The organism is Myxococcus sp. SDU36, from assembly GCF_030168875.1.
Taxonomy (GTDB): Bacteria; Myxococcota; Myxococcia; order Myxococcales; family Myxococcaceae; genus Myxococcus; species Myxococcus vastator.
The window spans coordinates 7318227-7342005 of sequence record NZ_CP077414.1 but is presented as its reverse complement, the minus strand read 5'-3'; the positions used below and the strand labels follow the sequence as shown (position 1 = coordinate 7342005).

The following is a 23779-nucleotide window of genomic DNA, read 5'->3' as shown; positions in this document are numbered from 1 at the left end:
ACGCGCAAGTCTTTGACACCTCGTGGGTCCGACACCTGTCGCGCGGGACTCCGGGAGTTCCGATGCTCAGCGGACTTTCAGACTGATTCCCGCACTCCGCGGCGATTTGACAATAATTATCCAAAGACACTACAAAACAAAAGAACGCGACGCCCACCTCACCGGCGCTTCCCGCCCTCGCATCGAGAAAGGAGCGCAGCGCCATGATTCAAGCCAGGAACCTGGGCGCCGGCTACGGCCCTCGCGCGGTGCTGGCGAAGCTCTCCTTCGATTTGCCCTGGCGGCGGGCCAGCGTGGTGCTGGGCCCGGGTGGCGGTGGCAAGAGCACCCTGCTGCGGACCCTCGTCAAAGGCCCGCTCGGAGACGGCGCGGACTTCTGGGTGCGGGGCCAGCTCACCCTCCCCGTGTCGGCGCAGGCGGTGGTGCCCCAATCCCGGCCCGCGGAGTCGCGCACCCTGGGCGAGCTGCTCGGCGCCGAGGCGCGCCAGACGCTGGAGTCCGTCTGGGCCTGCGCGCCCGCGGCGGCGGTGCGGCTGGACCGCCTGCGCGAGCGGCCCATCTCGCTGCTGCCCGAAGGGCTGTGGCGGCTGGCCCTGCTCACCGTCGCCATCGCGAACAAGGCGCCCCTGGTTCTTCTGGACGAGCCCGAAGTCGGGCTCACGGCGGACGGCGTCCGCTGGCTGGCGCGGCGGCTGATGATGCTGCGCGCCGAGCGCACCGTGGTGCTCGTCACGCAGCACCTCCCGCTGGCGCGCATGGTGGCCGACCACGTGCTGCTCATTGATGACGGGATGCTCGTGGACCAGGCCTCGCCCCGGGACTTCTTCGACGAGCCCGGGCTGCGTCGCCACACCGCCTGACGGGTCAGCGCGACACGCCTCGCCGTCCCACGACGCCGCTCGCGTCAGACGGGCGCGTGCAGCGGCGCCGGCTGCAGGTTGAGGACGAAGCGGGTGCCCCCGTCGGGACGGTGCTCCGCCGACAACGTTCCCCCGACGCTCTCCACCTGGTCGCGGCACACCGACAGCGCCAGCCCCGCGGCCTTGGCGCGAGGCACGGCGGAGAAGGGCTCGAAGAGGCGGGGAAGCACGGACTCTGGGATGCCCGCGCCGTTGTCCTCCACCTCCAGCCGCACCCCCTCCTGGAACGTCCGCGCGCGCAGGACGATGCGGCCCGGGCGCCGGGGCCGCGCGTCGTCCACGGCCTGGGCCGCGTTGAGCAGCAGCTTCACCAACACCTCCACCAGCCTGCCCAGGCCCATGCGCACACGGGGCAGGTCCGGCGCCACGTCCTCCACCACCTCGGTCAGGCCACGCAGCTCCGCGGACGCCAGCCAGCGCGCCTTCGCCAGGGCCTCCGCCACCGCGCAGGCCTCTTCGTCCTGGGCGTTGGCGCGAGAGAAGTCGCGCAGCTCCGTGACGATTTGCTGGATGCGCAGCACGCCCTGCTGCGTCTCATCCACCACGCGGCGCAGCTCCTCCACGTCCGGCGACGGCTCGCCCAGCTCCTCGTCCAGGTAGCCCAGGTTGGACTTCACGTAGGACAGCGGGTTGTTCACCTGGTGCGCCACGCCCGCGGCCAGCTGCCCCACCAGCGCCAGCCGCTCCATCTCCGCGCGGTGCAGGTCCGCCTGGGCGCGCAGCCGCTCGCTCTCCGCCAGGCGCTCCAGCGCCACCATCCGCTCCGCGTCCGCGTCCCGCTCCGCGTCCCGCAGCCGGCGGAACGTCTGCGAGCCGAGCACGGACACCCACGCCACGAACGCGAAGGACAGGCCCTGCGACACCGCCACCTGCGGCGACGCGCCCGAGGCCCAGCACGTCACCAGCAGACACACCCACGTGAGCGCGCAGGCCAGCTGCGTGGGACGGCGGTGCTCCGGCGTGAAGACGCAGATGATGAGCGGCACCGCGTACAGCGAAGGGAAGAAGGGGCTGTAGATGCCCCCCGTGAAGTGGATGTCCAGCGTGAGCCCCACCAGGCTGACGACGGCGGCGGCCAGGCCGATGGGGCGCGGAGACATCCACCGGGCCCCCACCGCCACGCCCAGGAAGATGAAGGCGGCGCACCAGCCCAGGTGGACCCAGAGCACCTGCGTGACGACCTGCCCCAGCGTCAGCGGGTGCATCACGAGCGACAGCGCGAGCCCCGCGGCGCACAGGAGGAAGTTGCGGCGCCGCAGCTTGAGCTGCGACTCCAGCTCGGGAGGAGAGGTGGCGGAGAGGGTGGCCGGGCGCACGGGGAGGCTTCCTGATGCGGGACGCGCAGCGCGCGAATAACGACGGAACGCTACAGCGGAAGGGCCGCGAATTCAGCCCGAGTCACGGACGCCTCCCATCCGTGCCGGGCGCACCCGACGCGCGGTGTGGCCAACCTAGCGTGGGGCGGGCTTCACGCCCCGCTGGAGACGGCGCGCCTTGCCCAGACGTGGGGCATCCGCGCGAGGACGGCGCGGCGCGGGCGCTCGCTTGCTCGCCGGCAGGATGGGGTCGGGGCACACCGCGCGGAGCTTGCACACCCTGCACTCGGCGCCGCTCCACACCGCTTCGTAGAGCGCCGTCACCCGGTCGATGACGTCGAAGTCCTCGGTGACGAAGCCCAGCTCGAAGTTGCGCGCGGAGTCGCCCTTTGCGCCCAGCCCCGCGCCGGTGAGGTTGGCGCTGCCCAGGTACGCCCAGGCCCCATCCACCACCACCGCCTTGAAGTGCACGCGCGGGCAGACCTTGAGCGACAAGCCCCCCGCCACCAGCCGCGCTCGCCGGTCGAAGGCGGCGCGAAAGGGCCGGCTCGGCAGCTCCGCGTGCAACAGCCGCAGCGCCACCCCACGCGCCGCCAGCGTGTCCAACACGTCCACCAGCGGGACGAAGCGGCCGCCGTGCTCCACGAACATCGCCTTCACGTTGGCCGTGGCCATCCACACCGACTCCCGGGCATGGAGCAGCTTCTCCAACACCACCTCCCGGTACAGCGCGCTGCCTGACAGGAGCTCCGCCTCGATGGGACGCATGGGACGCACTCCACCATACATATCCCCACCTGGCCACCCGGTGGACAAATGACCTTCAGTCACTTGACGAATGACCGCGGGTCATTCATCCATGCGTCATGGTCAGCACCCCAGCGGCGAAGGCGAAGCGGGCCCTGCCCCAGCGAGCCCGCAAGGACGAGGACAAGGAAGCGCGGCGGCGGCTCATCCTGGATGAGGCCCTGGCCCTGTATCAGGCGACGTCCTACGCCGAGGTGAAGATGGCGGACGTGGCCGGCCGGGCGCTGCTGGCCAAGGGCACGGTGTTCCTCTACTTCCCCACCAAGGAGGCGCTGTTCCTGGCGCTGCTGGAGGACCTGCTCTTCGCGTGGTTCGACCGGCTGGACGGGCTGCTGGCGGAGGACACCGTCGCCTGGTCGGGGCCCCGGCTGGCGCGCACGGTGGCCGAGTCGCTGGAGGGCGAGGAGGCCCTGACGCGGCTCTTGGCGCTGCTCCAGACGGTGCTGGAGCAGAACGTGACGGCCGAGCAGCTCCGCCCGTTCAAGGAGCGGCTGCTGGCGGCGCTGCTCCGCGCGGGCACGCGGGTGGAGCAGCGGTTGTCGTTCCTTCAAGCCGGAGACGGCCCGCGCTTCTTCATCCACCTGCACGCGCTGGTGACGGGCCTGCGGCAGATGGCGGACGTGGCCCCGGTGGCGCGCGAGGTGCTGGAGGTGCTGCCCCACCTGGCGCCGCTGCGCGTCGACTTCACCGCCGAGCTGACGGCGGCCCTCACCACCCTTCTTCGCGGGCTGGAGTCCCGCTGAGTCCCCCTTTCCCACCCCTGGAGAACCCCATGCTCGAAGCGACTGCTCAAGCCACCACGCAGCCCACCGCCGACACCGAGCGCATCCGCGCGGTGTTCGAGGCCCAGCGCGCGCACCGCTGGACGATGTCCCGCACCACGGCCGCCGAACGCATCGCCCGGCTGAAGCGGCTGCGCGAGGCCATCATCGCCCGCCGCGCGGCGCTGGCGGACGCCATCCACGCGGACTTCCGCAAGCCCGCGGTGGAGGTGGACCTGACGGAGCTGCACCCCACGCTGGAGGAGCTGAACCACACGGTGCGGCACCTCAAGTCGTGGATGAAGCCCAGGCGGGTGGGCACGCCGATGCTGCTGGCGGGCTCGTCCAGCCACGTGCGCTACGAGGCGCGCGGCACGGTGCTGCTGCTGTCGCCGTGGAACTACCCCTTCAACCTGCTGGTGTCGCCGCTGGTGGCCGCCATCGCCGCGGGCAACACCGTCATCTGCAAGCCCAGCGAGAAGACGCCGCACACCTCGCGCTTCCTGGCGCAGTTGGTGAAGGACGTGTTTCCGGAGAACGAGGTGGCGCTGTTCGAAGGCGGCGCGGAGACGGCGGAGGCGCTGCTGGAGCTGCCCTTTGACCACATCTTCTTCACCGGCAACACGCGCATCGGCCGCATCGTGATGGAGGCCGCGGCGAAGCACCTGGCCAGCGTGACGCTGGAGCTGGGTGGCAAGTCGCCCGTCATCATTGATGAAACGGCGGACATCGCCGTCGCGGCGGAGCGCCTGTGCTGGGGCAAGTTCGTCAACGGCGGCCAGACGTGCGTGGCGCCGGACTACGTCTTCGTGCACGCGTCGAAGGAGCGGGCGTTCCTGGAGGCGCTCAAGGCGGCCATCACCCGCTTCTACGGCGGCACGGAGCAGGAGCGGCAGGCGAGCCCTGACCTGACGCGACTGGTGGACCCGGTGGCGTGGCGGCGGGTGAAGGACCTGCTCGAGCGCTCGGTGGCCGCGGGAGCGAAGCTGGAGGTGGGCGGGGAGGCGGACGGGCCCTCGCGCTACATCGCGCCCACCGTGCTGTCTGGCGTGACGGCCCTGAGCCCGGTGATGGAGGGCGAGATTTTCGGCCCCGTGCTGCCGGTGCTCACCTACCAGTCCCGTGAAGAGGTCTACGCGCACATCCGCGCGGGCGGGAAGCCCTTGGCCCTCTACGTGTTCAGCCAGGACAAGCGGGCGGTGGAGGACATCTTCCAGAACACCACGTCGGGTGGCGCGGTGGTGAACAACGTGCTCGTCCACCTCGCGAACCCCAACCTCCCGTTCGGAGGGGTGGGCACCAGTGGCCTGGGGAACTACCACGGCCATTTCGGCTTCAAGACGTTCAGCCATGAGCGGGCAGTGATGGTTCAGTGGATGAAGTCGCTGGCTTCGGTGTTCTTCCCGCCGTATCGCGGGAAGGCGCAGGAACTGGCCTCCCGCGCGACCCGGCTGCTGGAGTAGGCACCCCAGGCCGGGGCACCTCCGGAAGGAGCCAGGCGATGCGCGTGGTGAAGTTGGAAGAAGCACGGATGCCGGATGGCGTGCAGGAGGCGTTCGACCGCCTCCATGCGCATCGCTGGGAGGTGGCGCGCCGCGGCATGAAGGAACGGCTGGCCCGGCTGGAGCAGCTCAAGACGCTGCTCGTCGCCCGGCGCGAGGCCCTGGCCGAGGCGCTCCACGCCGACTTCCGCAAGCCGCGCGCGGAGGTGGAGGCCACCGAGGTCCTCCCCGTCCTGATGGAGCTGGCCTCCATCCAGAAGCACCTCAAGACGTGGATGAAGCCTCGGAAGGTCTCCACGCCCCTGCTGCTCACCGGCACGTCCAGCCTGGTGCGGTCCGAGCCTCGGGGCGTGGTGCTGGTGATGGCCCCGTGGAACCAACCCTTCCACCTGCTGGTGTCGCCGCTGGTGGCCGCGGTGGCCGCGGGCAACGCCGTGCTGTGCAAGCCCAGTGAGAAGACGCCCCACGCGGCGCGCTTCATCGCGGAGCTGGTGAAGGACGTCTTTCCCCCGGAGGAAGTCACCGTGGTGGAGGGCGGCCCGGAGGTGGGCGAGGCGCTGCTGCGGCTGCCCTTCGACCACTTCTTCTTCACCGGTGGCGCCCGCGTGGGCCGGCGGGTGATGGAGGCCGCGGCGAAGCACCTGGCCAGCGTGACGCTGGAGCTGGGTGGCAAGTCGCCCGTCATCGTCGATGAAACAGCGGATGTGGAGGCCGCCGCCGAGCGCGTGGTGTGGGGCAAGTTCCTCAACGGCGGGCAGACGTGCATCGCCCCCGACCACGTCTGGGTCCATGCGTCGAAGGAAGAGGCGCTGCTCGAAGCGATGAAGGAGGCCCTGGAGCGGTTCTACGGCCGCACCGAGGAGGCGCGCCGCGCGAGCCTGGACCTGTGCCGCATGGTGGATGACGGCGCCTTCACGCGGGTGCGCCAGTTGATGGACCGCACCGTGGAGGCCGGCGCGCGCGTGGTGGCTGGCGGCGGCGTGGACGCGGAGTCGCGCTACATCGCGCCCACGGTGCTCGCGGACGTGACGCCCGACACGCCCATCATGGCCGAGGAGATTTTCGGGCCTGTGCTGCCGGTGCTGCGCTTCGAGTCCCTGGACGAGGTGGTGTCGCACGTGCGCGAGGACGGCAAGCCCCTGGCGCTCTACGTGTTCAGCAACGACGAGGCCACGGTGGAGCGGCTGCTGCGGGAGACGCGCTCGGGCGGCGCGTGCATCAACACCGTGGTGCTGCACCATGTGAATCCGAACCTGCCCTTCGGCGGCGCGGGCGCCAGCGGCGTGGGCGCGTATCACGGCGAGACGGGCTTCCGGACCTTCAGCCACGAGCGCGCGGTGCTGCGCCAGGGGCGCACGTCCCTGCTCCACCTGTTCTTCCCGCCCTTCACCGGCAAGGCGCAGAAGCTGGCGCGGTTGGCGGGGCGGCTGTTCGAGTAGGGCCGGGCCGCCCTGGCGCAAGTCTCCCTTTTTCCGGGATAACTGTGCCCATGACCAAGAACGGACGACGGTTCGCCAGGCTCTGGCTGGGAATGGCGCTGGCGCTGGGGGCCTGCGACAGCGACGACGGCCCCGGGGAAGGCCCGGAGGATGCCGGCGTCACGGACGGAGGCAGCGGCGACAGCGGAACGCCGGATGCGGGTGCTCCGGACGCCGGCCCCGAGCCCACCTCCGAGCAGGGCGATGGCGTCTCTCGCGAGACGACCACGGTGGCGGGAATCCCCGTGGACCGCTACGCCTGGACGGACGCCCAGGGACGCCCTCGCACGGTGTCCCTCAAGCGGCAGTCTCCCGCTGGCAACGGCGGCTACGCGGTGCAGATGACCTACCAGGTGCCCGCTGGCGCGGAGTGGCGCACGGTGACGGTGGATGGCACGGCGGGCGGCGAGGCGGGCTTCGGCTACTTCGTGGCCCACGAGCTGTACCGCACCTTCGACAACGGCACGTCCGGCACCATCGCGGGGCGGCATGGCGAGGATGACTCGCCGCTGGGGCTGGGCTTCCCGGTGGAGGCCTCGCGCTCGGAGATAACGCCAGCGTCCACCTCCGCCAGTCACCGCTTCACGCTGCGGTATCCCAAGTGGGGCACGCGCGCCGCCATGGCCAACGTGACGGAGGCGACGGCGGCGGCGGACGCCGCGCATCAGAAGTTCATGGTGCCCGTCACCATCCAATGGGTCTTCCAGAAGGGCACGGACTTCCCGCGCATCGACACGCGGATGGACCTGGGTGAGGCCACCGCGGGCCAGCTGTCCTTCGACATGCGAGGCCCCTACGGCGTCGTCGAGTTCGCGGACGCCGCCGCCAGCGCCACGCTCAACAACGTGCAGTGGGGCGACTCCCTCCACCACTTCACGACCGGCGTGGCCGCCGCGGGCGCGCTCACCACCGAGGCGAACTGGACGTGGAACGAGCCCATCGGAAACACGCGCAAGTACCACGCGCTGCTGGCGCGGCACCCCGCCTCCGGCGTGCTGTATGAGCTGGGGCTCGTCGAGCTGAAGCTCGGCCAGGACGCCGGGCTGGTGTACGGCGGCTACAGCCTCAACACCGGGACGACGCGGGCGGCCTCGGGGCGGGCGCTGCTCAGCGGGGGCTTCTCCGCGGGCGAATGGCCCTTCCAGTCCGCGCAGTACAGCGGGCTGTCGGCCGCGACGCCGGTGACGGGCAAGAAGTTCGCGTGGGGCAGCAGCCCGTTCTACGGCTCCGCGCTGGGCTCCGTGTACTTCAACGCCGGCGCCTCGCTCCCCATCACCGCGTTCCCCGAGAGCCGCGCGCTCGTGTACCGGACGTGCCTGGTGCTCGGCGTTTCGCCCTACACGGACGCGGCCCCGAAGTCGCTCGCCCGGCTGACCGCGGAGAGCGGCGCGCCGAGCTGCGCCACGGACGCCCCGCTCTGAGTCACCGCCGGCAGGTACGCCTGGGAGGGGGGTGGCCGCTCCCCTCCCCCTGAGCGCAGAATCGCGGGCGGGCCGGTGCAATCGCGCTGGCGCCCGTCCGTATCACCACCACCCTGCACGGCCGCCCATGACCGACTCGCCCCACGCCCTCACAGCCGTGCCCCGCGACGGGGGCTTCCTGTCGCGCCTGCCCACGGTGCTGCAGCCTCACCGAAGCCTGCTCACTTACTACCTCGTCAGCGCGCTGCTGGCCGGGCCCGGCTTCCCCATCCTCGGGCTCATCCGCTACTTCAAGTTCCAGACGCTGCGCTACACGCTGGACGACGAGGGCATCACCGTCCGCTGGGGCATCCTCTTCCGGCGGGAGGTGTCCCTCACCTACGCGCGCATCCAGGACATCCACCTGTCCAGCAACCTGCTGGAGCGCTGGCTGGGGCTGGCGCGCATCCAAATCCAGACGGCGAGCGGCAACTCGCAGGCGGAAATCACCATTGAGGGCGTTCCCGCCTACGCGGCCATGCGGGACTTCCTCTATTCGAGGATGCGCGGGAGCCGCGAGCGGCCCACACCCACGCAGGAGCACGCACGCACCATGCCCGCTGGTGACCCTGACGCGCTGGCGGCCACGCTCCGTGAGGTTGCCGAGGAGGTGCGTGCCCTGCGGCTCAGCCTGAACAGCGGCGCCACGCGGGAGAAGCAGGATGTCTGACACGCGTCACGTCTGGCTGCTGCGCCTGCTCAAGGTCCCACCCGCGCCCCACATCCCCGAAGGAAGAATGGTGCGCGTCTTCCGCGCCGCGCCCCGGCATCGACAGTACCAGTTGCTTCACTGGGCACTGAAGCAGGTGGGGCTGACGGCGAGCTTGCTCTTCGGCTGGGTGGCGCTGAGGCGGTTCGTCCCGCACCTTCCCTTCCGCTGGGCAGAAGAAGTCGTGTGGGTCGTCGAGTCCTTCGCCTGGCTCGCCTTCATCGTGCAGCTTCCCATCAGCTTCCTGGTGGCGTGGCTCGACTACGAGTTCCGCTGGTACATCCTCTCCGACCGGAGCCTGCGCATCCGGGAAGGGCTCGTCTCCCTCCAGGAGAAGACGATGACCTTCGCCAACATCCAGCAGGTCTCCATCCGGCAGAACCCGCTCCAGCGGGTGCTCGGCATCGCCAACGTGAAGGTGGAGACGGCGGGAGGCGGCGGACGCGGCTCGCAGGAGGCGGACGCCGCGCACACCGAGGGCCTGCACGAGGCCCACTTCCGAGGCGTGAACAACCCGGAGGAGATTCGCGACGTCATCATGACGCGCGTGCGCATGCACCGGGACGCGGGGCTGGGCGAGCCGCAGCATCCCGAGCCGGCCCTCCCTGCGTCGGCTCCACCCTCGGCCACCACGCACGCCGCCGCCCAGGAGCTGCTGGCCGAGGTCCGTGCGCTCCGAAGCACCTGGTCCGAGCAGGGCCCAGCGGAGTCCTGAGCCGCGGGGCACGCGCCCTCGGCCCGTGGCCCCGCTCCCAGCAGCCGCGCGGTGCCTCAGCTCCGCAGACCGGGCGCTTCCTGGCCGGTGCGGGCCACGTACTCGGTGTAGCCGCCGCCGTACTGGTGGATGCCCTCGGGCGTCAGCTCCAGCACGCGGTTGGACAGCGCGGCCAGGAAGTGACGGTCGTGGGAGACGAACAGCATCGTCCCCTCGTAGCGGGAGAGCGCCGTAATCAGCATCTCCTTCGTGGCCATGTCCAGGTGGTTGGTGGGCTCGTCCAGCACCAGGAAGTTCGGCGGGTCGAAGAGCATCTTCGCCATGACGAGCCGGGCCTTCTCACCGCCGGACAGCACGCGGCACTTCTTCTCCACCTCGTCACCGGAGAAGCCGAAGCAGCCGGCCAGCGCCCGCAGCGAGCCCTGCCCCGCGCGGGGGAAGGCATCCTCCAGCGCCTGGAACACCGTCCGCTCGCCGTCCAGCAGGTCCATGGCGTGCTGCGCGAAGTATCCCAGCTTCACGCTGCCACCCAGCGCCACGTTGCCCGTGTCCGGCTGCGTGGCGCCCGTCACCAGCTTCAGCAGCGTGGACTTGCCCGCGCCGTTGACGCCCATGACGGCCCAGCGCTCCGTGCGGCGCACCAGGAAGTCCAGCCCCTCGTAGATGGTGCGGCTGCCGTAGGCCTTGTTCACGTTCTTCAGGCTCACCACGTCGTCGCCCGAGCGCGGCGCCGGCTGGAACTCGAAGAGCACCGTCTGACGCCGCTTGGGCGGCTCCACGCGCTCAATCTTCTCCAGCTTCTTCACCCGGCTCTGCACCTGCGCGGCGTGCGAGGCGCGCGCCTTGAAGCGCTCGATGAACTTCAGCTCCTTGGCGAGCATGGCCTGCTGGCGCTCGAACTGCGCCTGCTGCTGCTTCTCGTTCATCGCCCGCTGCTGCTCGTAGAACTCGTAGTTGCCGGTGTACGTCGACAGCGAGCCGCCGTCGATTTCGACCACCTTGTTCACGATGCGGTTCATGAACTCGCGGTCGTGCGACGTCATCAGCAGCGCGCCGTCGTAGTTCTTGAGGAACTCCTCCAGCCAGATGAGGCTCTCGATGTCCAGGTGGTTGCTCGGCTCGTCGAGCAGCATCGCGTCCGGGCGCATCAGGAGGATGCGGGCCAGCGCCACGCGCATCTTCCAACCGCCCGACAGCGCGCCCACGTCGCCGTCCATCATCTCCTGGGTGAAGCCCAGGCCCGCCAGAATCTCCCGCGCGCGGCCCTCCAGCGCGTAGCCGCCCAGCTCCTCGAAGCGCCCCTGGACCAGGCCGTAGCGCTCCACGAGCTTGTCCATGTTGTCCGCCTGGTCCGGGTCGGCCATGGCCGCCTCCAGTTCCTTCAGCTCGGCGGCCACCGTGCTCACCGGGCCCGCGCCGTCCATCACCTCGGCGGCGGCGCTGCGGCCCTCCATCTCACCCACGTCCTGGCTGAAGTAGCCAATGGTGACGCCCCGGTCGACCGCGACCTGGCCCTCGTCGGGGTGCTCCTGGCTGGTAATCATCCGGAACAGCGTCGTCTTGCCGGCCCCGTTGGGACCGACGAGGCCCACCTTCTCCCCCTTGTGGAGCGCCGCGGAGGCCTCGATGAAGAGAATCTGCTGGCCGTTCTGCTTGCTGATGTTGTCGAGACGAATCATGTGCGTGCGGGGGGCCCGGAAGCGGGTGCGGCGCCCTTATGCCACGTAGCGCGCCCCGGGAAGAATGTTCCGAACCCCTGGAAGGCGACTTCTCTTGCACGGGAGCGGACAGGCAGGGAAGCCCCCAGCCCCAGGCTGGAAGTGGGACCTGCCCCTACGGGCGCCGTGGCATAGAATGCCTCGCCGTGCTGACCGTCGACGCCCACCCCTCCCTGGACACGCTGGCCTTCACCACCATCTTCCCCGGGCCGCTGGGCGAGCTGCCCTCCTCGGAGTGGCTGGTGGCGCTGCTGAAGCCCGACGCCACCGCGCCCCTGTCCAGCGACGACACCGTGCGCGGCGCCATCCGCGACATGCTCCGCCACGGTGGCTACAAGCCCACCGGGCGTGGCAAGCCCGCGTCGGAGTACCTGGTGCGCGCCTCGGGTGACGGCTCGCTGGGCGCCATCAACCTGGCCGTGGATGTCTGCAACGCGGTGTCCCTGCACAGCGGCTTGCCCATCAGCGTGGTGGACCTGGACCGGGCCATTGCCCCCTTCCGCGTGGGCGTGGCTCCGGAGGGCGCGCAGTACGTCTTCAACGCGTCCGGGCAGAGCATCGACCTGGCGGGCCTGCTGTGCCTCTTCGACGCGGTGGGGCCCTGCGCCAACGCCGTCAAGGACGCGCAGCGCACCAAGACGAACGCGGACACCCGCCGCACCCTCACCGTGCTCTGGGGCGCCAAGGCCCTGGGAGCGCGCACCGCCCGGGCCTTCGACTGGTACCGGGAGCTGCTGGAGCGCGCGGGGGCCACGGTGGAGCGCCTGCCCTGAGATGCGCCGTCGCCCTTGAAACATGCAGGCCGACGGTGCAGACCCGGGGCATGTCGGAACTGAAATCCAGCAGGTGGGCGCTGCTGCTGCTCGCGTGGCTTCATGCGACAACGGCGGCGGCGCAAATCATCAACGTCCAGGCGCTGTTCGACGAGAACACGGCCCGGGGCGCTCGGCCGCCGTGGACCTGGGCGCGGACTGGCGCACGGGCAGCATCGACCTCTTCAGCTTGCGCGGCGCCCTGGTGGGCCAGTGGCGCACGGAGAATCACACCTGGATGGGCGTCGTCCGGGGGGAGTACGCCTTCGCCGCCGATGAGGTCATCGTCAGCAAGGTGCTGGAGCACGTCCGCTACCGCTACCAGTTCACGGAGCGGCTCTCCGGCGAGACGTTCCTCCAGCACGAGTTCGACGAGTTCCGCCGCATCCAGTTCCGGGCCCTGCTGGGCGCCGGGCCCCGGGTGAAGCTGCTGACGGACAAGAAGACCAAGCTGGTGGTGGGCGTCGCCCTGATGCTGGAGCACGAGCGCATCCGCCGGGACGCCGAACCCGACGCCGGGACGTTCCGCACCGACCCCCGCCTGTCCAGCTACATCCTGGGGCGGCTGGAGTTCATGGAGAACGTCGCCCTGGTACAGACGCTCTACGTCCAGCCCCGCGTGACGAACTTCGCTGACGTCCGCCTGCTCAACGACACCATCTTCGAGGTGAAGCCCAACGAGCGGCTCACCGTCAGCATCGGCTTCAACGTCGCCTTCGACAACTCCCCGCCCCTCACCGTCCCCAAGCTCGACACCCAGCTGCGGACCTCGGTGGGCATCCGGCTGTAGCCCCTCCACGGGCCCCGCTCCGCCCAGGGAGATTGTCACCCCGGCGACAGCAGCCAGCGCTCACCCGCCTCCCCGCCCCCGCCCGGAGGCGCCCCGGTTGTTGGCAACCGTCTTGCTACCGTGACTCGCAGGGCAACAACAGGGTGGCGAGGCCGGCGATGACGGAACTGGATGTGGAGCGCAAGGACACGGTGGCGAAGGCAGTGACCCTCTTCCCGAAGGACACGGTGGTGAGGGCCCTGTCACTGATGCAGCGGTATGGCTTGAGCCGACTGCCGGTGGTGGACGACGTGCACGGTGAGCTCATCGGCGACGTGACGGCCGACGACCTCACCCGCATCTGGGAGCACGCGCCCCTGGCCTGTATGTCGGAAATTCTTTCACTGAAATCCCTGCGGGAGGAGGACCTGGAGGACGCCACCCGCTGGGGGCCGCGCATCACCCTGGTCTCCCCGCTGGTGGACGTGTACCAGACCAGCAAACGCTGGGTGCAGTAGGCGCGGAGGCATGGATGAAGGCGCTCAGCCGATGACAGGCGTGAGCGCCTTCATCCACACCACCACGGCGGCGGCGCCCGCGTCCGGCACACCGACGGCGCGCGCGCCCAGGTAGCTGGCGCGGCCCAGGCGCGGCTGCATCCGGGACGTCGCCTCCTCCCCCGCCTCGGCCGCCTGCACCGCCAGGGCCCAGGCCTCGCGAGCCCCCTGCCCGCCGCGCACCGCCTTCGCGAACGCATCCGCGGCGGGCCGCAGCGCATCGAGCATGGTGCGATCTCCAGGCCGCGCACCGCCCAGCTCCGACACGGCGCTGACGGCCAGGTCGAAGGCCTCGGCCCACGCGGAGGCCTCCGCGGGCCCTTCCGCCAGCCGCCGCGCGGCACGCAGCAGCGCCGTCGCATAGAAGGGCCCCGAGCTGCCGCCGATGCTGCGCCGGAACGCGTCGCCAAGCGCCGTCAGCGCGCGCGCGGGGCGTGTCCACGCGTCCTCCGGCAGCGCGCGAATCGCCTCGGCGCCACGCACCAGACTGAGCCCCAGGTCACCATCGCCCGCGGCGCTGTCGAGCGCTGTCAGCCGGGGTTCGGACAGCTCGAACGCATCCGCCACCCGCAGGACTGCCTTCCGGAAGCGGTCCATCCCTGGCAGCGGCGCCTCCGCCGGGAGGGATGCCGACGTCGAAGCAACTGAAGGCCGGTACACCCCCGGCTCCTTCGGCAGCCGTCCCGCGCCGGGCCACGCGGGCGCATCCGCGGGCGCATCCAGGCGGGCCAGCCGCGCGTCGTCCACCTTCAGCAGCGTCAACGAGCAGCCGGGCATCTCCAGCGCGGAGAGGAACGTCCCGCACCACGCGCGCTCCACGCGGATGCCGCCCTGGCGCAGCACGGCCAGCGCGTGCCGGGCGACGATGGCCAGCTCCATGGGCGGCGTGCCGCCCAGTCCGTTGACGAGCAGCACCACCCGGTCTCCCGAGCCAATGCGCCGGTCCTCGATGATGGTGGTGAGCAGCGTGTCCACCAGGCGGTCCGCCGTCTGCATCGGCACGCGCCGCACGCCCTGCTCGCCGTGGATGCCCAGGCCCAGCTCGATTTCGTCCTCTTCCAGCGTGAAGCCCGGCTTGCCCGCCGCGGGCACGGTGCAGGGCCCCAGGGCCACGCCCATGGTGCCCAGCGCCTCCGCCGCCGCGGTGGCCTCGCGGAGGACGTCCCGCAGCGACGCGCCCGAGGCCGCCGCCGCGCCCGCGACCTTGTGGACCAGCACCGTGCCAGCGATGCCCCGGCGCCGCGCGGGCTCCACCGTGTCGTGCAGGGACACGTCGTCCGCCACCACCACCAGCTCCACGGGGATGCCCTCGGCGCGCGCCAGCTCGGCGGCGAGCCCGAAGTTGAGCCGGTCCCCGGTGTAGTTCTTCACGACGAGCAGCGCGCCCGCGGGCCCCGCGACGGCGCGGATGGCGGCCAGCACGGCGTCGGTGCCAGGCGAGGTGAAGACGTCACCCGCCACCGCCGCGTCCAGCATGCCCGCGCCCACGTAGCCCGCGTGCGCCGGCTCATGGCCACTGCCACCGCCGGAGAGGACGGCCACCTTGCGCGCGTGGACGTCGGACGGCGTGTCGGCGCGGAGCACCACCGACTCCCCTTCCAGCAGCACCTGTCCGGGGGCGAGCGAGACCAGGCCCTCCAGCATCTCCCGCACCACCGCGCGAGGGGCGTTGACCAGCTTCTTCATGAACGTGTCCTCTCTCAGACGCCGTCGAAGAAGTCGACCACGCCCGTCTCCAGCGAGTACTCGGCGCCGACGATGCGCATGCCTTCCTCCCGGCACAGCCGCTCCAGCAGGCCGCTGCCATGGCGCAGATGGTCGCAGGAGTTGCGGACGTTGGCGCGGACGGCTTCCTTCAGCAGGAACTCCGGGTCCGCCTTCGGCCCGGCGGCGCTCACCACCGTCGTCACCGGCTCGCGGCAGCGCTCCACGATGTCGCGGATGTTGTCGGACGCCGCGCCCGTGCCGTCACGCACGTAGTCCAGCGTGGCCTGGATGGCGCCGCAGTGCGAATGGCCCATCACCACCGCCAGGCGCGTGCCGAACTTCGCCGCCGCGAACTCCACGCTGCCCACCAGCGACGGCGCGACGACGTTGCCCGCCACGCGGATGACGAACAGGTCGCCCAGCCCCTGGTCGAAGATGTACTCCGACGGCGCGCGCGAATCCGAGCACGAGAGGATGATGGCGAAGGGACTCTGCCCCGCCACCAGCGCCTGCCGGGCGGAGCGGCCGAGCGGGTTCTCCACGCTGCGCACGTTCATCACGAACCGCTGGTTGCCCTCCCGAAGCCGCGCGAGGGCGTCCTGGGCGGAGATGGGTGGCGTCGGAATGGTGGACATGGCGTGGTCCTCGCGGGCGGGTGAAGGGAAACGTGGCAACCCAGCGGAGCGCTATACACCAGCCAGGCGGCCAGGGGGCGGGCCGCCCCACCGCTTCGACACGGGAGTTCGGCTGTCAGACACCGAGCGCGTCGCGGATGTGCTTCACGATGTCCGCTGGCGGCGGCGTCACGTCCACGCTGAGCGCGCGCGAGGGCAGCTCAATGGTCGCCATCTGACTCTCCAGCAGGGACGCGGGCATGAAGTGCCCCTGGCGCTGCGACATCCGGCGGGCGAGCACCTCATGCGGCGCGTGCAGGAACACCCACCTCACGTGCGCGGGGTCCAGCTCCTCCAGCAGCGTGCGGTAGGCCTGCTTGAGGCCGGAGAACGCCATCACCACGTCCTCGCCCCGCGCCAGCGTCCGCGCCACTTCATCGCGCAGCTTGCGCAGCCAGGGGGCGCGGTCCTCGTCCGTCAGCGGCGCGCCCGCGGCCATCTTCATCACGTTGGAGCGCGGGTGCAGGTCATCCGCGTCGACGAAGCGCCAGCCCAGCTCGGCCGCCAGGGTGCGGCCCACCGTCGTCTTCCCCGCTCCGGACACCCCCATGACGATGACGACCATTGACGCGACTCCTCCTGGTTCCTGGGCCCTCTGACACATCGTGGGGCGCCCGGTGGCCTCGCGCCACCCCTTCCGACTCGGAATGCCCACCGCATCACGTCCCGGAACGTCGGACCCAGGGGGTATGCTTCATCCCATCGCCGCCTGGGATGCGGCGCGGAGGGTCGGTCATGGCGGACATCGCGGACGGGGAGCAGGTCTCGGTTCAGGGCTCGGGTTCCAAGCCCTACATCCTCAAGAACACCGGCGGTGTGTATTCGTGCTCGTGTCCCGCCTGGCGCAACCAGTCGGTGGGCATCGAGCGGCGCACCTGCAAGCACCTGCGCCGCGTGCGCGGAGACGACGCGGAGAACGCGCGCATCGGCGGTGACGCGTCCGGCGCTCCCGCGGTCCCCGCACGCCCGGCGAGGAGCACGTCGGCCGGCGACGCCCCCCAGGCCCCGCCCCTGCTGCTGGCCCAGTCGTGGGAGAACGACGTGGACCTCACCGGCTGGTGGCTGAGCGAGAAGCTGGACGGCGTGCGCGCGTACTGGGACGGGAAGCAGTTCTGGTCGCGGCTGGGCAACGCGTTCCTCGCGCCAGAGTGGTTCACCGCGGGGCTGCCGGACTTCCCGCTCGACGGGGAGCTGTTCGGCGGGCGCAAGCGCTTCCAGCGCACGGTGAGCATCGTCCGCCGGCAGGACCGCGGCGACGACTGGAAGGAGCTGGCCTTCGTCGCCTTCGACGCGCCCGGCGTGGAGGGCACGTTCGAGGCGCGGCTGGAGCGCTGCCGGCAGTGGATGGAGGAGGCGAAGCCCCCGTATGCGCAGTGGCACGCCCATGCGCGCTGTGACGGCACGCCGCACCTGCGCGCGGAGCTGGCGCGCGTGGAGGCGCTGGGTGGAGAGGGCCTCATGCTGCGCCAGCCCGGCTCGCGCTACGAGGCGGGCCGCTCCCACACGCTGCTCAAGGTCAAGAGCTTCAAGGACGACGAAGCGCGCGTGGTGGGACACGTCGCGGGCGCGGGCCGCCACAAGGGCCGCCTGGGCGCGCTGGAGGTGGAGCTGCGAAACGGCACGCGCTTCAGCGTGGGCACGGGCCTGTCGGACGCGGAGCGCGCAGCGCCGCCGCCCGTGGGAGCCATCATCACCTTCCGCTACCAGGAGCTGTCCAACGACGGCGTGCCACGCTTCCCGTCGTACGTGGGTGTGCGCGTCGACGCGGCTCCCTTCGCCGCGCGCTGAGGCCAGCCGTCCCACGGCAGGAGTCACCGGTCCGCTGGTCGACGGAGCGGCGCCGCATTGCCACCTGACAGACGGTGCGTGCCCGGGGTGATGCGCGCCCAGGCGCCACCCTGGTGTCTGCTTCAGGGAACCATGCACTGCGAGCTCTGTCTGACCGAGCATCCCTACGAGGTGGCGTGTGGCGGCGAGCCCTGGACGCAGGTGTACCTGTCCACGGGCGACGCGGAGGCCCCTCCCGTGGACCTCACGGGCCAGACGTTGGGGAGTTACCGGCTGGTCCGCCGGCTGGGCGCTGGAGGAATGGGCACCGTCTACCTGGGCGAGCAGACGCGCATTGGCGCGCGGGTGGCGGTGAAGGTGCTGCACCCCCACCTGGGCCGGGACGAAAGCCTGCGCGCGCGCTTCTACGCGGAGGCACGCACGGTCAACGTGGTGGGCCACCCGAACATCGTCCACATCTTCGACATCAACGAGGCGCCCGGCGGCCTCCACTACTTCGTCATGGAGTACCTGGAGGGCGTGCCCATGTCGCACCTGCCCCGGCCCATGGTGCCCGCGGCGTTGGTGTCGCTGCTGGCGCAGGCGTGTGACGCGCTGGACGCGGCGCACCGGTGCGGCGTGGTGCACCGGGACTTGAAGCCGGACAACCTCTTCGTGGTGCGGCACGCGGGGGAGCCGCCGTCGCTGCGCGTGCTGGACTTCGGCGTGGCCAAGGCGCGCCGTCCCCACCCGGGCGAGGATGAGACGGCGGCGGGCATCGTCCTGGGCACGCCAGCGTACATGGCGCCCGAGCAGTCCGCGGGGCAGCCGGTGGACGGCCGCGCGGACATCTACGCGCTGGCGGTGACGGCCTACTACCTGTCCACGGGGCAGCTCCCCTTCGAGCGGGGGCAGATGGTGGAGTTGGCGCTGGGCACGGGCCCGGTGGGCGCGCCGCCGCCGCACCTGCTGGTGCCCGGGGTGCCGCCCGCGCTGTCGGAGGTGCTGCTGCGCGCGCTGTCGCGCCGCTGCGAGGACCGCTACGCCACCGCGCTGGAGTTCAAGGAGGCCCTGCTGCTGGCCGCCGCCCAGCCGCTGGCGGACGCCCTGTCACCCCAGACGCCGCCGCCGCGCAGCCACACGCCGGTGCCGTCCCTGGCGTGGCTGGACTCCGAAGGCCCGGCGACGGAGCCCAACATGCTCACCCCGCCGCTGACGTGGGTGGCGCGGGTGCGGCGCCGCTCCGGCACGGGCGACGTGGAGGTGCTGTGCACGGAGCTGACCCAGGGCGGGCTCTTCATGTGCTGCGCGGACCCCTTCCCGCGCCTGTTCAACCGGCTGGAGTTCACCCTGCTGCTGGCCGGCGAGTTGGTGGAGTGCGCGGGCGAGGTGGTGCGGCACGTGGACGCCGCCCAGGCCCAGACGTGGGGCATGTTGTCCACGGGCGTGGGCGTGCAGTTCATCAACCCGTCCGCCCGGCTGTGCGAGCTCATCCGCCGCGTGCAACCCCACCGGCTGACCACGCCCGCGTCCACGTTGATGCGCGCGGAGGTGGTGCTCTGACGCGGGCCCGGCGTCACTTCACCGTGAAGGTCCGCGACGCGCCGGAGTAGGGCCGCACGTTGCCGTCCCAGCCCGACTTCCAGTGGCCTTCGTGGACCAGCCGGTAGGTGCCCGGCGCCGCGTCGTCGGGGATGCGCCACGTCACGGTGACGTGGGAGCACGCCAGCGTGGGCACGCAGTTCTCGCGCTTCCATTGGTAGCGCGTGGCCGGGTCCGCGTCGGTGGCCACGTCCGTCCAGGTGCCGTCCGGCTCGCGCCGCTGCACGAGCAGGAAGGTGCCCTCCAGCCGCAGGTCATTCTTGGGGTGCCCACCCCAGAAGGTGGCGCGCGCCGTGTCGCCGCGCGAGTACGCGGGCTGTGCGTCGGTGACGACCTCGCCGAAGTCCACCCACAGGAGCTTGTCGTCGAACACCACGCCGGGCTGGAGGCTGAGCTGCTCCTGGCGCAAGTCCCTGGGCGTGGGCCCGGGCGGCACACCGGCGTCGTCCCGCAGCGAGGTGGCCAGCAGGTGGAAGTGCTGCTGGAGGGCCGCCAACGTCCACGGGCCGAAGTGCGTGGAGGCGCCTTCATAGTCCTGGCGCGCGTACTCCTCGCGGGTGGCCACGTAGCCTGAGTAGGCATTGGACAGGCCCGCGATGACGACGTCTGTCACCCCCGTGGGCGCCAGCGCCGTCTCCACGGTGTCGCGCAGGCGGCGTCCCGCCATGGTCGTCAATTCGAAGGGCACCGCCACCAGCGCCAGGTTGCCGAGGGTGACCAACTGCAGGGGCAGCACCTCCGGCGTCCACGGAGCGGGCCGCATGCTGCCCGTCTCCAGGACGATGGGCTTCTCAGCCTGGCACGGCGTGGTGGCGAGCGAGCAGCTGAACTGTCCCCAGGCATCCTGGCCACCAGCGCAGGTGACGCCCTCCACGCCGACGCCCGGCCCGTCCTCCGCTCCCGCCAGCATGGACAGGCCGATGGCGGCCGGGCAGGTGGCTCGCGGCGCGCCGTCCGCGAAGGATGGCGCCACGTCCACCGCGTCCATCTTCACGTAGACGTGCCGGTAGTCCACGCCGCCCGTGAGGGGCGTCTTCGCCTGTGCCCACAGCTTCGCGGCGAAGTCGTACTGCTTGCGGCCGGAGAGGTCCGTGTCCTCGAAGTCGTCGGCGCCGCCGCCGTGGGTGCCGCCCAGGATGTTGGGCGTCACGTCGCCCTCGTTGGCGTTGGCGAAGGCGGCGACGAAGGCGTCACTGTCTCCGTCCCCGTGCGCCTGCTCGGCGAGGGACGAAGCCAGGCCCTTGTTGTCGCCGCTGATGAGCGTGTTGCCATTGCCCATGGACGTGGCGTGCACGGCGAACCAGTTGATGAGCCCCACGTCGGTGCCATCCGCGCGGGTGAGGCGCAGCAGCGTCATCCGCGTGTCCACGTCGTGTGCGTAGCGGGCGCGCTCGTCGGCCGGGTTGAGCAGGTAGGCGTTGGGAGAGCGGTTGCGGCTGGCCCCGAGCAGCTCCCCCGAGGACAGGCGCAGCGTGCCCCCGGCGAGCCGCTCATGCGCCTGGACGATGGAGGCGACGACGCCGGAGACGATGGCCTCGAAGTTCCGCGGCGAGAAGCCCAGCGTGGTGAGGTTGTAGAAGGTGTAGTGCGAATACCCCCCCGGCCCGGAGTGGGTGTGGGTGGCGCTCAGCAGCACGTTGTCATCGGTGTACAGGTCGCCATAACGCGCGCGCAGCCGCTCCACGACCTGCTGCTTCACCGCCTGGAACACCATGCCCAGGTCCGCGCTGACGAAGGCCACCCGCTTGCCGTTGCAGGGCGAGGCGATGACGAACGCGCGCGAGCGCAGCCGCTGGTGGATGCCAGTGGTCTGCTGCTCCACCATGCCGTAGCCCATCATCCCCACCTCGGCGGCGGGGCCGGTGATGTCGGCGCGGCCCGTGCCCAGCAGGAAGTCGCGCGCGTCCTCGCACGCGCCCGTCAGGCCGGACGCGGAGGACTCGGGGTGCGGAGAGGTCCGCCAGGGCGGGTGGGCCGCCTGGGCGCCCGTCGCGAGCACGAGCAAGAGCGCCAGCAGGTGCCGGACGAAGTAGGTGCGCATGGCCTGCCTCCAAGGCGCCAGGGGACATCCCCCCGGAGTGGAAGTGGATAACGCTTCAGGGCGGACGCGCAGTACCGGAAGAACGAGCCGTCGAGCGGGCCACAGTCCGCGCGAGGGCCGGAGGTGACGCCGGCCCCCCCAGCGCTCACGCGCCCGGCCGGTTCGCCGGGGCCTTGGACGGCGCGGCGCTGAGCGCCACGCGGAAGGTGGTGCCCGCGCCCACCGCCGACTCCACGGAGATGTGGCCGCCCAGCGCCGTCACAATCGTGTCGCAGATGGACAGACCCAGGCCGGTGCCCAGGCCGGAGGACTTGGTGGTGAAGAAGGGGTCGAAGATGCGGCGCAGGTGCTCCGGGGGGATGCCCTGGCCCGTGTCGCTCACCACCACCAGCACCCGGCCGCCCACCTCCGCGCGGGTGGTGAGGCGGATTTCGTTCGTCTCCGAGTTGCCCTCTTCGATGGCGTGCGCGGCGTTGATGAGGAGGTTGAGGAACACCTGGAACAGCTTGCCCTCGTTGCCACGCACGAGCGGCACCTCGCCGTAGTCCTTCACCAGCCGGGCGCGGGCGCGCACCACGCTGGCGGCCATCTGCGACACGGATTCGAGCACCGCGTGGACATCCACCGACTCTTCCTTGCCGTCCTCCACGCGGGAGAAGACGCGCAGCTGGCGGACAATCTGGCGCATGCGCTCGGCGCCCTCTCGGGCGTCGTCGAGCACCTGCCGCAGCTCCACCAACTCCTCCGGAGAGAGCATCCGGGGGCGCACGCCGCCCACGGCGCTGTGCAGGTAGTCCAGGTTGGACAGCACGTAGGCCAGGGGGTTGTTCAGCTCGTGGGCGATGCCGGCGGCGAGCAGGCCCATGGAGGCCATGCGGTCAGTCAGCATCAGCTGCGCCTGGGTGCGCTTGCGCTCGGTGAAGTCGCGCGCCACGGTGATGCGCGCGGGCGAGCCGTCCAGCACCACGGCCAGCGTCACCAGGTCCGCCACCACCACCTCGCCGTCGCTGCGCACCAGCGGCATCTCCACCACGCGCGCCGCGCTCTTGCCCTCCAGCGCCTGACTCAGGTGGAGCTGCGCGGCGCCCCGGTCCTCGGGACGGACCAGGTCCAGCATGTGGCGGCCCACCAGCTCCGTGGCGTCGCGGAAGCCCAGGTACTGCACCAGCGCCGGGTTGACGGAGAGCAGCACGCCGTCGCCCACGTGCACCAGCACCGGGTCCGGGAAGGCCTCGATGAGCAGGTGGACGCCGGCCTCGGTGCGCCGCAGCGTCGTCTCCGTGCGCATGCGCAGCGCGTTGGCCGTGCGCTGCTCCAGCGCCAGGGACAGCGCGCCCGCCGCGCCCGACAGCAGGTTCACCTCCATGGGGCCCCAGGACTGGGGCTCGCGGCAGTTGTCGAAGCCGATGACGCCGAAGAGCTGCCCGTGGACATGCATGGGCAGCAGCAGCACGGAGCGGACGCCCTGCGCCTCCAGCATGGGCGCCAGCAGCTCCGTGAAGTCGCGCGGCTGGCCCTGCACCGGCTCGCCGCGCTGCAACTGTTCGGACTGGTGGGGCCGCAGGGCCTCGCCGAAGGGCAGGCCGTGCATGTTGGGGTCCTCCAGGTTGGGAGGAATCCCCGGCGCGCACCACTCCGCGCGCTGCGACGCCAGCAGCGCGCCGTCCTCGGAGGAGTGCATCTCGAAGACGTAGACGCGGCTGGCGGCGGAGACGTGGCCCAGCGGCTCGACGACGGCGCCGTACAGGTCGTCCGGCAGCTCGTGCCCCATCATCCGCCGCTGCACCTGCACCATGGCGTCCAGGTAGCGCTCGCGGGTGGTGACGGCCTCCTCGGCGGTGCGCCGCGACGTCACGTCCAGGAGCGTTCCCATCACCTCGCCTGGAACGGTGGTCAGGGCCCGGGCGGACAGCTCCACCCAGCGGACCCCCTGGCCGCCGCCGGCGTCCACGCGCAGCTCCTGGCGCGAAACGGGGGTGCCGGGCACGTACGCCAGCAACGCCTGGGCGCGCTCGCGGTCCTCCGGGGGGATGGCGTCCAGCAGCGCGCGGCCCCGCCACGCGGCCACCGGCGTCCCGGTGAGGCGCTCCCAGGCGCCGCCCAGCACCGTGAGCCGCCCCTGGGCGTCGAGCTGGAACACCACCTCGTGCAGCAGCTCGGACAAGTGCTGGAAGCGCTCGGACTCCACCTGGCTCCCGGCGTGCGCCGCCCGCGCCTTCATGGGAGGGAGCAAGTCACACGCCACGTCGGCGGGTGCTGTCCCTGAAGCCTCACCGGGAGCGTCAATGACGGCCGCGTCCCGTTGCTCGTCTGCCACGTGCTGGCCTCCCTCAGCGCCTCATCGGAGAGGGGCCGGAGGCCCAGACAGCACCTACGGCTGCCGGGAGCGAATCCAGACCCTGCGGTTCCCCTCCCGTGGCGACGTCGACCCGAAGCATATCGGGTCTCAATAACTGGAAGTCAA

Annotated in this window: 20 protein-coding genes; 12 read left to right on the top strand and 8 right to left on the bottom strand. The window is 71.3% G+C overall.

Features of this window, described 5'->3' with window-relative positions; genetic code table 11:
• Nucleotides 1-203 precede the first annotated feature (203 nt).
• Nucleotides 204-860 carry an ATP-binding cassette domain-containing protein gene (locus tag KGD87_RS29930; protein ID WP_284664361.1) on the top strand — a complete coding sequence of 219 codons (657 nt, stop codon included), beginning with the start codon at nt 204-206 and terminating at the stop codon, nt 858-860.
• Nucleotides 861-904: 44 nt separating this feature from the next.
• On the opposite strand, the gene KGD87_RS29925 is transcribed toward KGD87_RS29930, so the two are convergent.
• Entirely contained in the window at nt 905-2236 is a 1332-nt protein-coding gene (locus tag KGD87_RS29925; RefSeq protein WP_284664360.1) for a sensor histidine kinase, read from the bottom strand.
• Between the two features lie 135 nt (nt 2237-2371).
• Nucleotides 2372-3004: a phospholipase D-like domain-containing protein gene (locus KGD87_RS29920; RefSeq protein ID WP_284664359.1), complete on the bottom strand. Its 633-nt coding sequence runs from the start codon at nt 3002-3004 to the stop codon at nt 2372-2374.
• Between the two features lie 98 nt (nt 3005-3102).
• Here KGD87_RS29920 and KGD87_RS29915 point away from each other — a divergent pair, with 98 nt between their 5' ends.
• The 6 genes from KGD87_RS29915 (at nt 3103) to KGD87_RS29890 (ending at nt 9668) form a co-directional block, all read left to right on the top strand.
• On the top strand, nt 3103-3786 hold the full coding sequence (locus KGD87_RS29915) for a TetR/AcrR family transcriptional regulator (RefSeq protein ID WP_284664358.1): 684 nt from the start codon (nt 3103-3105) through the stop codon (nt 3784-3786).
• Nucleotides 3787-3815: 29 nt separating this feature from the next.
• Nucleotides 3816-5267, top strand: a complete 1452-nt coding sequence (locus KGD87_RS29910; protein ID WP_284664357.1) for an aldehyde dehydrogenase family protein — start codon at nt 3816-3818, stop codon at nt 5265-5267.
• 38 nt (nt 5268-5305) lie between these two features.
• On the top strand, nt 5306-6745 hold the full coding sequence (locus tag KGD87_RS29905; RefSeq protein WP_284664356.1) for an aldehyde dehydrogenase family protein: 1440 nt from the start codon (nt 5306-5308) through the stop codon (nt 6743-6745).
• A gap of 50 nt (nt 6746-6795) precedes the next feature.
• Nucleotides 6796-8205, top strand: coding sequence for a hypothetical protein (locus tag KGD87_RS29900; protein ID WP_284664355.1), 1410 nt, complete (start codon nt 6796-6798; stop codon nt 8203-8205).
• 127 nt (nt 8206-8332) lie between these two features.
• Nucleotides 8333-8914: a PH domain-containing protein gene (locus KGD87_RS29895; protein ID WP_284664354.1), complete on the top strand. Its 582-nt coding sequence runs from the start codon at nt 8333-8335 to the stop codon at nt 8912-8914.
• On the top strand, nt 8907-9668 hold the full coding sequence (locus KGD87_RS29890; protein WP_284664353.1) for a PH domain-containing protein: 762 nt from the start codon (nt 8907-8909) through the stop codon (nt 9666-9668). The genes KGD87_RS29895 and KGD87_RS29890 overlap by 8 nt, the downstream gene beginning before the upstream one ends.
• Before the next feature lie 56 nt (nt 9669-9724).
• Here KGD87_RS29890 and KGD87_RS29885 read toward each other — a convergent pair whose 3' ends face one another.
• Nucleotides 9725-11347 (bottom strand): ABC-F family ATP-binding cassette domain-containing protein, encoded by a 1623-nt coding sequence (locus KGD87_RS29885; protein WP_284664352.1) that lies wholly within the window; start codon nt 11345-11347, stop codon nt 9725-9727.
• 185 nt (nt 11348-11532) lie between these two features.
• On the opposite strand from KGD87_RS29885, the gene KGD87_RS29880 reads away from it, so the two are divergent.
• From KGD87_RS29880 to KGD87_RS29870, 3 genes are all read left to right on the top strand, one after another.
• Nucleotides 11533-12159, top strand: coding sequence for a phenylalanine--tRNA ligase beta subunit-related protein (locus KGD87_RS29880; RefSeq protein ID WP_284664351.1), 627 nt, complete (start codon nt 11533-11535; stop codon nt 12157-12159).
• 181 nt (nt 12160-12340) lie between these two features.
• Nucleotides 12341-12988 (top strand): DUF481 domain-containing protein, encoded by a 648-nt coding sequence (locus KGD87_RS29875; protein WP_284664350.1) that lies wholly within the window; start codon nt 12341-12343, stop codon nt 12986-12988.
• Between the two features lie 158 nt (nt 12989-13146).
• The gene (locus tag KGD87_RS29870; protein ID WP_284664349.1) at nt 13147-13485 is read left to right on the top strand and encodes a CBS domain-containing protein; all 339 of its coding nucleotides are present in this window, start codon (nt 13147-13149) and stop codon (nt 13483-13485) included.
• 24 nt (nt 13486-13509) lie between these two features.
• Here the strand turns inward: KGD87_RS29870 and KGD87_RS29865 are convergent, their stop codons facing one another.
• The 3 genes from KGD87_RS29865 to KGD87_RS29855 all read right to left on the bottom strand — a co-directional run bounded on the left by KGD87_RS29865 (nt 13510) and on the right by KGD87_RS29855 (nt 16470).
• Nucleotides 13510-15210 (bottom strand): dihydroxyacetone kinase family protein, encoded by a 1701-nt coding sequence (locus KGD87_RS29865; protein ID WP_284664348.1) that lies wholly within the window; start codon nt 15208-15210, stop codon nt 13510-13512.
• Nucleotides 15211-15224: 14 nt separating this feature from the next.
• Nucleotides 15225-15866 carry a carbonic anhydrase gene (locus tag KGD87_RS29860; RefSeq protein WP_284664347.1) on the bottom strand — a complete coding sequence of 214 codons (642 nt, stop codon included), beginning with the start codon at nt 15864-15866 and terminating at the stop codon, nt 15225-15227.
• A 115-nt stretch (nt 15867-15981) separates the two neighbouring features.
• Entirely contained in the window at nt 15982-16470 is a 489-nt protein-coding gene (locus KGD87_RS29855; RefSeq protein ID WP_284664346.1) for a gluconokinase, read from the bottom strand.
• Between the two features lie 170 nt (nt 16471-16640).
• On the opposite strand from KGD87_RS29855, the gene KGD87_RS29850 reads away from it, so the two are divergent.
• Both KGD87_RS29850 and KGD87_RS29845 read left to right on the top strand, forming a co-directional pair.
• Nucleotides 16641-17693 (top strand): DNA ligase, encoded by a 1053-nt coding sequence (locus KGD87_RS29850; RefSeq protein ID WP_284664345.1) that lies wholly within the window; start codon nt 16641-16643, stop codon nt 17691-17693.
• A 132-nt stretch (nt 17694-17825) separates the two neighbouring features.
• Nucleotides 17826-19235 carry a serine/threonine-protein kinase gene (locus tag KGD87_RS29845; RefSeq protein ID WP_284664344.1) on the top strand — a complete coding sequence of 470 codons (1410 nt, stop codon included), beginning with the start codon at nt 17826-17828 and terminating at the stop codon, nt 19233-19235.
• A 13-nt stretch (nt 19236-19248) separates the two neighbouring features.
• Here the strand turns inward: KGD87_RS29845 and KGD87_RS29840 are convergent, their stop codons facing one another.
• Both KGD87_RS29840 and KGD87_RS29835 read right to left on the bottom strand, forming a co-directional pair.
• Nucleotides 19249-21315: a neutral/alkaline ceramidase gene (locus KGD87_RS29840; RefSeq protein ID WP_284664343.1), complete on the bottom strand. Its 2067-nt coding sequence runs from the start codon at nt 21313-21315 to the stop codon at nt 19249-19251.
• 145 nt (nt 21316-21460) lie between these two features.
• Nucleotides 21461-23632, bottom strand: a complete 2172-nt coding sequence (locus tag KGD87_RS29835) for an ATP-binding protein (protein WP_284664342.1) — start codon at nt 23630-23632, stop codon at nt 21461-21463.
• Nucleotides 23633-23779 lie beyond the last annotated feature (147 nt).